Here is an 11,491-nt window from a genome sequence, read left to right as displayed (position 1 = left end):
AGGAGTGTTGCCGGTTACCTCAGTTGCCGGTCCATGGTGGAACCGGCTCGCCCGAGTCGCACTGGGAAGCAATGGCGACCAGCCAGATAAGCCCTGGCAATAGGCCAAGCGGGTGGTCTGATCGATTTACCAGATGTGTGTTCTGTTGATAATTGTCGATCCGATCTGGTCCGTGCGGGTGAGTGTCTTCTATGAATGTGATTTCGCTCTGTAGTTGAAAATTGATCCATGTGCTGAACATGGTCAAATGAGTGCGGCTGAGCGGGCGCTTTGCGCGGATTCTCGCAGGTCAAATATCCAATGCCGAGATCAAACCGTGATCGGGGCGCTGATGTAGGATTTCCTGGCCGAACTACGGGTTCGCGCTGCGCCGGTACCGGTTTTGCGGCAAGAGTCATGCAGTTCGCAGGTTGCTATATGGCACACCGTATCGAGATGTTAACCGAACGCGTTTACCGGTTACCGCGGTCGCGGTGTGCCTGCACAGTCGGTTTGGCTCGCGCCGGTAGCCCCACGGTGCGAGCGGGAATGTACGGCGCGGATGGAGGTGCCTACGCGAAGTGATCGAGCGGAAGCGCGCATGGCGCGTGGCCGAATTTCGTCACGAACTCGTGGGCGAGAGCCATTCAGTTCAATCACTCGTCGGCCGATCCTGCGAGGAGGGGGCCGGATGCGATTCCGGAGCACGAAACCCATAACGCCGGGAAAGGAGTCCTCGCCGTGACGTTGGCAGGACAAGCCGAGTCCCCAGAGCAGCCGGACGAACGGCAGGCCGGGTCGGCAGGTGCCGCGGGATCGCGGTTGCGCTGGCGAGACTGGAGTCTGGCCGCCAAACTCGCGGCCGTCACGGTCGTGCCACTGCTGATGGCCATCGTGCTCGGGGCCACGACGCTTGGCGGCCAGGTGGATCGCGCCAATGGTTATGAGCGCATCGACCGGCTGATTGCCGTCAACAGCGATGTGCGGACGGCGCTCGCCGCTGTCCAGGCGGAACGCGACGAAGTGATTACGCTGCTCAACGCGGGCCAGCCGACCAGCACCCCCGAGCTCAGTGAGCGCCGTACGGCGGTTGATCAGGCGGTCGGGCCACTCGATCGTTCGACGCAACGCGCCGTCGAGGTCGATGGCCGAATCCAGGACCGGTACGACGACGTGCGCGGGGCTTTTGAGCAGCTTGGCGCTATCCGTGGCGGGGTGGATTCCGATCGGCTCGACGCGCTCGCGGCGACCACGCGGTACTCCGAGATCACCCGCGCGCTGCTGAACCTCGACCAAGCGGTGGTGTCCAGGGCCAACGACAGCTCCGTTGGTGGCAGCGTGGTCGCTCTGCACGACCTCGAGGCAGTCAAGGAAGAACTCGCGGTCCAGAAGGCGCGGATCGGCGCGGGGATCGCGACCAGCACGATGCCGGCAAGCGAGATCGTCGAGTTGCGTACCTCGGATGTCCGGTTGAATGACCGCCTCGACGAGTTCCGGGCGGTGGCATCAGATCAGCTGGTGCGCGATTACGACGCCACCGTGACGGGCGCGGAGGTAGCGACCCGAAATCGGCTTGTCCGCACCTTGCTGACGGAACAAGGCGTCGACGTCGGTGCCGTGGTGCGAGGCATGTCGGCCAGTGAATGGCACTCCACGTCCACGGCGGCGATCGATCTCACCGGTCAGGTGACGAACCGGGTCGGTGATCAGCTCAGCAGCACGGCGAGCCAGTTGCGGGACGATGCGAGTAGCACGACGGGCCTGGTCGCGGTGTTGTTGTTCGGCGCGCTCATCCTCGCCATTGCCGTCGTGGTGATCATCACTCGGCAGCTGTTGCGCTCCCTGCGCGCTCTTCGTCGGGGTGCCATGGAGGTAGCGCAGCAGCGGCTGCCCGAGGTGGTGGACGAGCTCAACGCCGGCAAGCGGCCAAGCGAGGAGATCGAGCCGGTCAAGGTGCACACCAAGGATGAGGTTGGCCAGGTCGCTCGCGCGTTCGACGCGGTGCACCGCCAGGCGCTGCGCCTGGCGATCGAGCAGTCAAGCATGCGCAGCGGCTACAGCGGCGTGCTGGTGAACCTGTCCCGGCGCAGCCAAAGCCTCGTGCAGCGCCAGCTCCAGCTGATCGAAGAGTTGGAGCGGGACGAGGAAGACGCTGATCAGCTTGCCACGCTGTTCCGGCTGGATCACCTGGCTACCCGGATGCGGCGCAACAACGAGAACCTGATGGTGCTCTCCGGGAGTGAACCGGCGCGTCGTGGTGGCCAACCGGTGGCGCTTTCCGACCTGCTACGCGCGGCGGTATCGGAGATCGAGCAGTACCAGCGGGTCACTATTCAGGCCCCCGCGCCAGCGCTGATCGTCGGCTACGCGGCCAGCGACCTGCTGCGGCTGGTCGCCGAACTGCTGGATAACGCGACGGCGTTCTCGGCGCCGGAAACCCAGGTCACCGTGGCCAGCCGGGTAACGGAAGACGGTTCGGTGTCCATCGATGTGCTCGACCAGGGCATCGGGATGACCGCGGAGGAAGTGGCCGTCGCCAATGAGCGGCTGAGTACCGCGGGTTCGGTCACCACGATGAGTTCCCGGCGGATGGGACTGTTCGTGGTCGGCCGGTTGGCCAGCAGGCATGATATTCGGGTTCAACTGCACGGTGGTAAAGACATCGTGGGGGTCAGGGCCACCGTTTACGTTCAGGCGGAGCTGGTGACGGCCGCCGTTGGGGACGCGGATACGACCAAGACCAGCCAGTTCGGGCCCGCCAGTGGACTGGGTCGGTTTGCCGCGGGAGGACCTTCGTCGCCAGCCGAGCCTCCTTTTGCCGGCGGGGAATCGGCACCGGGGCGGCCGCCGATTCCCAGCCAGTCGACACGGCCGGATCAGCCGGGGGAGCTGCCCCGCAGGCGCCCACCGGTCAACGGGACCGCCCGGTCCGAGACGCTTCCCGGGCTGCTCGGTAGCGCCACATCGGATCCTGCCGACTCTGGTACCGCCCAATCGGGTAGTGGCCAATCCGGTCAGTCGGGTAGTCAATCAGCATCCAGCGACCAGCCCGCCGATCCAGTGGTTGAGGCCGCTCACCCGCGGTCCGCCAATGGCGTCGATGACACTGCCGGCGCTGATCTGTTCAGTCCGGACGTGGCGGCGGCCGGTCCGGATCGACCCGCACAGCCAGCCGGGAGCGAAGACACGGGCGAGGCGGCGGCCGAGGAAGACGGTTCGACGCTGAGCGAGTGGTGGGCGAGCACCACCCGCGAACAGGCCGCACGGCCGGCCGGCCCGCCAGCCGTGCCAGCGGCGCGACCCGAGTCAACCCCAATTTTCGACGAGATGCTCTCCGCGTGGTTCCGTACCGCGCAGGCCGACCCCCGGCCGGATGCGCCGCAGCCCGCGGGCACCGGGCAGTGGAGTTTCGCGGCGGATGCCGGGTGGCAGGCCGTCGAATCGGTGACGAGGGCGGCACCGTCCAGTTTCACGGAGGCTGGATTGCCTCGCCGCAAACGGGGCGAGCAGCTGATGCCGGGTGCCGTTGAACCGGCGGCCGAACAGTCAGTCGCGCGATCCGCGGAGCTGCCGCGCCGGGATGCGCGGGAGGTCTACGGCCGGCTGAGCAGCTTCCAACGAGGTGTGCGCAGGGGCAGGGACGAGAACCTGCCGGCTGGCGAGGCTTCGGCGGCGTCGGCCGAACAGCAGCCGAGCGCGTTCGCGTTCGGGCTCGAGACGTCTGACCCGCAGCCAGTCAGGAGGCAGCCAGCGGCGGATGCTGGCCGTACCGCCAATGGCGCGCCGCCGCCCGAGACGCGCCCGGAGGACACCGTCGCGGCCGAGGCTGCCGGTACGGCCGAACCGGCAGATACTTCCGAACCGGCTAGTGCTCCCGAACCGGCGCAACCGGCGAGCACGGAAGCCGACCCGACGGAAGTCGATCGAGCCGGATCCGGCACCGTCAATGGAACGGGCGAGTCGGGGCCGGAGCGATCCGCGGCCGCGGATTTCGACTGGACCTTTACCGCCGACGAGGGCTGGCATGCGGCCCAGCAGGCAGCCGAGACCGCGCCAGCGAGTTTTACCGCCTCCGGCCTGCCCCGTCGAGTGCGTGGTGAGCACCTGGTGCCGGGTGCGGCGGTCGCCGAATCCGACCAGCGCGTCGCGGGCGGCGATCGGAGTGCGCAGTACGTACGTGGCCGGTTGAGCAGTTTCCAGCAGGGAATCCGCCGCGGTCGGGCGCAGGTCGCCCAGCAAGCTGGACGAACAGACGACGAAAGTGGAGGCTGAATGAGTCCGCAACAAGCTCAACCGAACCAATTCGGTTGGCTGGTCAACGAGTTCGCCGAGCGGACGCCTGGGGTGGCCCACGCGGTGGTGGTATCGGCCGATGGACTGTTGTTGACCTCGTCGGCGCGGTTGCCACTCGATCGCGCGGATCAGCTAGCCGCGGTGGCTTCTGGGTTGGTGAGCTTGACTCAGGGCGCCGCACGGTGTTTCGAGGCCGGCTCCGTGACGGAGACGGTTGTTGAGATGGAACTCGGCATGATGGTGTTGATGTCCATTAGTGACGGTTCATGTCTTGCTGTGCTCGCGGCGCCGAACTGCGATATTGGACAGGTGGCTTATGAGATGACCCTGCTCGTGGATCGAGTTGGGCAGATCCTGACCCCGGAGCTGCGCGCGCAGTTGCAGGGGGCGGGAAACTCGCTGATCGGTGAGCCAGTGTGAGGGTGATATGAGCACGGAGTCCGGTTTCCCGCATGAGGAACCGGGAGTAGGCGGCTCGGCCCGGCGGTCCCGGGAGGGCCAGGGCTCCCGGGAGCACGCCACGGATGCGGCGGCTGACGCGGAAACGTCCTTCGCTGACGTCCTGAACAGCTTGACCCTGGACAGTGGGCGCGAGCGGCGGCGCGCGAAGAAGGAGAAAAAGCAGAAAAGGTCCAAAACCGGCGAACGTCGGCATGCCGCCGAGGACTCGGCTGGGGCGGAGTCGGCGGTAGACCATGCTGCCGCGGACACCGGCTGGGTAGCGCCAGCGCCACGGGAAGAGCCGGTCTGGCCAGGCGAGTCACCCGACGAGGTGAGTTGGCGACCAGACGGTGACGAGCCCGATGCACCGGCCGCTATCGTGCGGCCCTACGCTTGGACAGGTGGTCGAACGAAGGCCAGTTACGCACTCGAACTGGAGACCCTGGTGTCCTGTGCCGAACGCGCACTTGTGGACGAGTCTCAACTCCAGGTCGAACACCGGTCTATGGTCGATATCTGCCGGCAGCCACGGTCGGTCGCGGAGGTGGCCGCGTTGTTGGGAGTACCCCTTGGGGTGGCGCGGGTACTCGTCAGCGATGTGGCCGATCTGGGGCTGGTGAATGTGCACCAAACCGTGTCTGATGATGGTGCTGAGGCACGACTGACGTTGATGGAAAGGGTTTTGAGTGGACTCCGTCGGCTATAGAGCACCGCAGCAGGCCGCTGCGGCCCCCACCATGACCTCGGCGAAGATCGTCGTGGCCGGTGGTTTCGGAGCGGGCAAGACCACGTTCGTCGGCTCAGTGTCCGAGATAGTGCCGTTGACCACCGAAGCGATGATGACCGACGCCAGCACCGGCGTGGATGATCTCGCGGCGACCCCCAACAAGGCCACCACCACGGTGGCGATGGACTTCGGCAGGGTGTCGCTGGACACCGACCTGATCCTGTATCTGTTCGGCACACCCGGCCAGCAGCGGTTCTGGTTCATGTGGGACGACCTGGTGCGAGGCGCGATCGGTGCGGTGGTACTTGCCGACACCCGGCGGTTGGCCGATTCGTTCTCGCCCGTCGATTTCTTCGAAGACCGTGGGCTTCCCTATATCGTCGGGCTGAACACCTTCGACGGCGTATTGACGCACCGCGTCGAGGACGTGCGGGAAGCGATGTCGATCGATCCTTCGGTGCCGATCGTGCGCTGTGACGCGCGCGAGCGTGAGTCGACGAAGCAGACGCTCATCACGCTCGTCGAGTACGCGATGCGCCAGTGGATCGCCGCGAGGTCCGGTACACCAAGTTAACCCGCGCCCGCGGCCCAGGAGTGCGCCGCGCGCTGGCGAGAATCAATCCGCGAGACCGGCGTCACGCTGTCGTGTCTTCAAAATAGTAGGAAGTCCAAGTATTTTGGATGGTATGAGCGCTGAGCTGTACCGTCCCGTGCATCCCGTTCGGTTCGTCACGTCGTCGAGCTTGTTCGACGGGCATGACGCTTCGATCAACATCATGCGCCGCATCCTGCAGGCACAGGGCGCGGAGGTGATTCATCTCGGACACAACCGGTCCGTCAACGAGGTGGTCAACACGGCGATCGCCGAGGATGCGCACGGCATCGCGGTGAGCGCGTATCAGGGCGGGCACGTCGAATACTTCAGCTATCTGGTCGAGCTGCTCAACGAGCGCGACGCCGGGCATATTCGGGTGTACGGCGGCGGTGGCGGGGTCATCGTCCGAGAGGAGATCGATCTGCTGCACTCGCGGGGCGTCGCGCGGATCTTCTCACCGGATGACGGCCAGGAGCTCGGCCTGGTCGGGATGATCAACTCGATGATCAAGGAGTGCGACGAGGATCTGGCCGCACGCCTGGCTGGCAGCTCGGTGGAAGACCTGTTGCATGGTGATACGCGCAGTCTGGCGCGGGTGATCACGCAGCTCGAAGCCGATGAGCTGCCGGCCGAATGGCACACGGCGATCGCCGATGCGGCCGGACGGCGCGAGGTACCGGTACTCGGGATCACCGGTACGGGTGGCTCGGGTAAATCCTCGCTGACTGATGAGCTCATCCGGCGGTTCCGGCTGGACCAGGAGGACAAACTGCGGATCGCCGTACTCGCCGTGGATCCGACCCGGCGCAGGGGCGGCGGGGCGCTGCTTGGCGATCGTATCCGGATGAACTCACTCGAGGGATCGTCCGTGTACTTCCGCTCGATGGCGATGCGCTCGGCAAGCGGGGAGATCCCGCACGCGCTTGATGACAGCGTACGTGCCTGCAAGGCGGCCGGCTTCGACCTGGTCATCGTCGAGACGCCCGGTATTGGTCAGGGCGATGCCGGCATCGTCGATCACGTGGATATCCCGCTGTACGTGATGACCCCGGAATTCGGGGCCGCATCGCAGCTGGAAAAGATCGACATGCTGGACTTCGCGGAAGCCGTGGCGATCAACAAGTTCGAGCGCAGGGGAGCCGAGGACGCGCGGCGGGATGTCGCGCGCCAACTGGTGCGCAACCGCCAGGAGTTCGGGGTGTCCTGGGAGGACATGCCGGTGTTCGGCACCAGTGCAGCCACCTTCAACGATGATGGTGTCACCGCGCTCTACCAGTACCTTCGGGAGATCCTTGGCGGCAAGGGACTGTCCATTTCAGCCGGACTGCTGAATCCGGTGGCGGGCAAGGTGTCCACTTCGGCTGCCACGGTGATCCCGACGAGCAGGGCGCGCTACCTCGCCGATATCGCGGATACCGTGCGCGGTTACCACGGCAGGACCGCCGAGCAGGTCGCTGCCGTACGTCAGCAACGGCAGCTCGCCGCCGCGCGGGACGCACTCGACGAGGCTGGCGCCGACACGGCACCGATCGGCGAGCTGGTCACAGCAGCGGAAGCCGGTATTGGCGCCGATATCAACGCGCTTCTGGCCGACTGGCCAGCCACGGTGGAACAGTACCGGGCGGATGAACTCGTCGTGCAGGTGCGCGACACCGAGATACGTACCCAGCTATGGCGGGAAACCTTGTCCGGCAACCAGATTCCGCGCGTCGCGCTGCCGAGGTTCGTCGAGGACAGTGAGCTGCTGCGGTTCCTACGCAGCGAGAATCTGCCAGGGCGGTTCCCTTACACCGCCGGTGTTTTCCAGTTCAAGCGGGACGGGGAGGACCCGGCGCGCATGTTCGCCGGTGAGGGCGACGCGTTCCGTACCAACCGGCGCTTCAAGTACCTTTCCGAGGGGTCCGAGGCCACCCGACTGTCCACGGCCTTCGACTCGGTGACGCTCTATGGCGCCGATCCGGCGACCCGACCGGATATCTACGGCAAGGTGGGCACGTCGGGTGTCTCGATCGCGACGGTCGAGGACATGCGAGCGCTATACGCGGGTTTCGACCTCACCGCGCCGAATACCTCGGTGTCCATGACGATCAACGGGCCCGCTCCGACGATCCTGGCCTTCTTCCTGAACACGGCGATCGACCAGCAGTTTGATGCCTTCCGCGCCGAGCACGGTCGGGAGCCGGACGAGCAGGAAGCCGAGCGGCTGCGAGACTGGGCGCTGCGCAACGTGCGCGGCACGGTCCAGGCCGACATTCTCAAGGAGGATCAGGGACAGAACACCTGCATCTTCTCCACCGAGTTCTCGCTGCGGATGATGTCGGATATCCAGGAATGGTTCATCCAGAACGGGGTCCGCAACTTCTACTCGGTCTCCATCTCCGGCTACCACATCGCCGAAGCTGGCGCGAATCCGATCAGTCAGCTCGCCTTCACGCTTGCCAATGGCTTCACCTATGTCGAGTCCTACCTTGCCAGGGGGATGCATATCGACGATTTCGCGCCGAACCTGTCCTTCTTCTTCTCGAACGGGATGGACGCCGAGTACAGCGTGATTGGCAGGGTGGCCCGCCGGATTTGGGCAGTGGCGATGAAAGAACGCTACGGGGCGAACGAGCGCTCGCAGAAGCTCAAGTACCACGTGCAGACCTCCGGGCGTTCATTGCACGCCCAGGAGATGAGCTTCAACGATATCCGGACGACGCTGCAGGCATTGTGCGCCCTTTATGACAACGCGAACTCTTTGCACACCAACGCGTTTGACGAAGCCATCACGACACCCACGGAGAGCTCGGTGCGGCGCGCGATGGCGATCCAGATGATCATCAACAAGGAATGGGGGCTGTCCAAGAACGAGAACCCGTTGCAGGGATCGTTCATCATTGACGAGCTGACCGACCTGGTTGAGGAAGCGGTGCTGGTGGAGTTCGACCGGATCTCCGAGCGCGGCGGAGTGCTTGGGGCGATGGAAACCGGCTACCAGCGCGGTAAGATCCAGGACGAGTCGATGGCCTACGAGCGGCTCAAGCATGACGGCTCACTGCCGATCGTCGGGGTCAATACGTTCCGGAATCCGAACCCGGCAGAGGACGAGGTCGAGGTCGAGCTGGCAAGGGCCACCGAGGACGAGAAACGTTCGCAGCTCGATCGGCTCGCCGACTTCCAGCAGCGCAACGACGAACAGGCGCGGCAGGCGTTGCGGCGGCTACAGGAGGCGGCCACGACAGGAGCGAACGTGTTCGCGGAACTGATGGACGCCGCGCGAGTGTGCTCGCTCGGGCAGATCACCGAGGCGTTCTTCGAGGTCGGCGGGCAGTATCGGCGCAACGTCTAGCGGCGCCGCTAGCCAGTGGGGCCGCGCTGACCGTGCTTGTTGGCCTGGTTGTGCTCACTGGCCTGGTCGCTCGCCCGTAGCGCGGGGAAGACATCCCGAACCAGCGCCCGCAGGGTACCGGTCAACAGCAGATGTACGTCCGAGCGGCGCAGGATGCCGTGGCTGAGCCATTCCCGCATCGCGGTCTTCGTCATGCCCCCGTACGCGCGGATCATCGCGCGGATTTCGGAGCGGTGCCGAGGCGCCTCGGTGAGTCCGACGGCTTCCAGCACCCGTTCGGCCGCGATATCGTCGGCTTCGGCGAGGATTCGCTCCACGTCCTGGTCCTGCCCAAACCCCTCCGCGCCGATCGCCGAGATCCACATCTTGCCGTGCCGGGACACGGTGTCCAGGAACCAGTTCACGCTGGCGTCGATCCGCTCGTCCAGTGAGCCGTCCGGGATCTGGGTCATCGCGCTGTGCGGGATCGTGACCATGACCCGGATAACTTCCAGATACAGCTCGCGTTTGGTGCCGAAGTAGTGGTTGATCAGTCCACGTGCTACTCCCGCCGCCCGTGCGATATCCGTTGTGGACACGTCAACGTAGGGATGTTCGCTGAACAGGCGAATCGCGCAGGTGAAGATCTGTTGCTTGCGTTCGTCTGGTTCCATCCGCCGCCAGCGCGGTGTTGTTGCCGCGGTCATCGAAACTCCGGTTCAGTCGTGGCGCGGATACTGGTGCTCTCCGCCCCTGGATCGTTCGACGGCGGCTCGGCCGGTTCGGCGAGCAGAATCTGCCTCCCGATGGCGATCAACTCCGCCCGTGGCTGGGGGTGGCGCCAGGTCTTCCCGGTACGGACCAGATCGTTCACGATGGTCAGGGTCGCGTGTACGGCGATCCGACTCGCCCGCTCGGTACGGGCCGGCCGCAACCGACGATCCAGCTCCACCCAGTGCGCCACGTAATCCCGCTGCAGACTGGTCAGCTCGGCCCGCCTGCTTCGTGGCAGATGCAGCGTGTCCGTGCTGTAGACGGCCAGCAGATCGCGGTTGTCCGCGGCGATGTCGACGTAGGCGGTGAGGAGCCGGTCGAGCGCCTCTGCCGGGTTGTCGGCGGCCATGACCGCGTGCTCGGCTTCGGCTCGTAGCGTTGCCGCCATCCGGTGGCAGGCGGCCAGCAGCATATCCGCCTTGCTGGGGAAGTGCCGGTACACGCTGGCCGCGGCCAGCCCGACGGACTGGCCGATCTCCTCGACGCTGACCGCGGGGAAACCGTGCCGGCGAAACAGTGTGGTTGCCGCGGCAAGTAGCTCCTCGCGTTTGGTGGTCGAGGGTTGGTCTGGCTCGATTGAGACGGGGCGTGGCGGTACCGAGGACGGCAGGTGGGCATCGAGTACGGCCATCGCCAGCCGCGCGATCAGCGGTACGTACTGGCGTTTGGGCAGGCTTGTGCGGTGTACGGCGACACTGCCGAACACGCTCAACGCGGCCCAGCAGCGCAATTGGGCGGCCGAGGCGGATAGTTCGGGCCGGGCTTCGCGCAGCAACGCGACCCAGTCCGTCATGACCTCGTTCGCCGTGCCGAGAACCTGTTCCCTGTCGTGTTCGGCGAGGTGCCTGCCTTCCCAGCGCCATAACGCGGCCGCGCCGCGGTGGGTGACCGCTACCTCGGCGAGCGCGGTCGCGAAGGCGTCCAGCCTGGTCCTCGGCGCTCGCATCGAATGCAGCTGCCCGCTGGCCGCGTGCTGCACGTGTCCGATGCCTTCGAGTAGTACATGCGCCAGCAATGCCTGTTTGCTAGGGAAGTGTCGGTACAGCGCGGGCCCGCTGATACCCGCCGCGGTGGCGATGTCGTTGACGCCGACGCCGAGGTAGCCGTGTTCGAGGAACAGGTTCGCCGCGACCGCGCCGAGCTGCTGTTTGCGGGTTCCGCGCGGCCGGGGCGCGGCACTCACCTCGGCCGTCATCGTGGCTCGCCAACGGCGCGGGAACGAGCGCGGTCCGAGCTCGCTCGGGCGACACCCGCGTGGCGCCGTATCGATGTGTGACCTGTCACAACGTTCAAATGGGCGAGCTGCCCGCGACCGGGTGTACTTCGGCGGTGTCCTGCTCGGCCGTGCCGAAGGGTAACGGCGCTGGTCACG

General features: G+C 65.7%; 7 protein-coding genes. 5 read left to right on the top strand and 2 right to left on the bottom strand.

Going from position 1 to position 11,491, the window contains the following annotated elements; translation table 11 throughout:
- The first annotated feature begins 720 nt into the window (after positions 1–720).
- From EV191_RS22030 to icmF, 5 genes are all read left to right on the top strand, one after another.
- Positions 721–4,251, top strand: a complete 3,531-nt coding sequence (locus tag EV191_RS22030; RefSeq protein WP_243659134.1) for a sensor histidine kinase — start codon at positions 721–723, stop codon at positions 4,249–4,251.
- The gene (locus tag EV191_RS22025; RefSeq protein ID WP_132879044.1) at positions 4,252–4,692 is read left to right on the top strand and encodes a roadblock/LC7 domain-containing protein; all 441 of its coding nucleotides are present in this window, start codon (positions 4,252–4,254) and stop codon (positions 4,690–4,692) included. It abuts the gene before it with no gap.
- Positions 4,693–4,699: 7 nt separating this feature from the next.
- Positions 4,700–5,419: a DUF742 domain-containing protein gene (locus EV191_RS22020; protein WP_132879043.1), complete on the top strand. Its 720-nt coding sequence runs from the start codon at positions 4,700–4,702 to the stop codon at positions 5,417–5,419.
- The gene (locus EV191_RS22015) at positions 5,400–6,014 is read left to right on the top strand and encodes a GTP-binding protein (protein ID WP_132879042.1); all 615 of its coding nucleotides are present in this window, start codon (positions 5,400–5,402) and stop codon (positions 6,012–6,014) included. The genes EV191_RS22020 and EV191_RS22015 overlap by 20 nt, the downstream gene beginning before the upstream one ends.
- A gap of 112 nt (positions 6,015–6,126) precedes the next feature.
- A complete protein-coding gene (icmF, locus tag EV191_RS22010) occupies positions 6,127–9,366 on the top strand; it encodes a fused isobutyryl-CoA mutase/GTPase IcmF (protein WP_132879041.1) in 3,240 nt (1,079 codons plus the stop codon).
- An 8-nt stretch (positions 9,367–9,374) separates the two neighbouring features.
- Here the strand turns inward: icmF and EV191_RS22005 are convergent, their stop codons facing one another.
- Positions 9,375–10,052, bottom strand: a complete 678-nt coding sequence (locus EV191_RS22005) for a TetR/AcrR family transcriptional regulator (RefSeq protein ID WP_132879040.1) — start codon at positions 10,050–10,052, stop codon at positions 9,375–9,377.
- Entirely contained in the window at positions 10,049–11,314 is a 1,266-nt protein-coding gene (locus EV191_RS22000) for a TetR/AcrR family transcriptional regulator (RefSeq protein ID WP_132879039.1), read from the bottom strand. The genes EV191_RS22005 and EV191_RS22000 overlap by 4 nt, the downstream gene beginning before the upstream one ends.
- Positions 11,315–11,491: the final 177 nt, after the last annotated feature.

The organism is Tamaricihabitans halophyticus (genome assembly GCF_004340875.1).
GTDB lineage: Bacteria > Actinomycetota > Actinomycetes > Mycobacteriales > Pseudonocardiaceae > Tamaricihabitans > Tamaricihabitans halophyticus.
Note: the sequence above shows the minus strand (reverse complement) of the source record. Positions and strands in the feature narration are given on the sequence as shown.

Coding starts and splice junctions, on each gene's coding strand:
- EV191_RS22005 (WP_132879040.1), bottom strand. CDS start 10,052: ATGACCGCGGCAACAACACCGCGCTGGCGGCGGATGGAACCAGACGAA.
- icmF (WP_132879041.1), top strand. CDS start 6,127: ATGAGCGCTGAGCTGTACCGTCCCGTGCATCCCGTTCGGTTCGTCACG.
- EV191_RS22000 (WP_132879039.1), bottom strand. CDS start 11,314: ATGACGGCCGAGGTGAGTGCCGCGCCCCGGCCGCGCGGAACCCGCAAA.
- EV191_RS22025 (WP_132879044.1), top strand. CDS start 4,252: ATGAGTCCGCAACAAGCTCAACCGAACCAATTCGGTTGGCTGGTCAAC.
- EV191_RS22020 (WP_132879043.1), top strand. CDS start 4,700: ATGAGCACGGAGTCCGGTTTCCCGCATGAGGAACCGGGAGTAGGCGGC.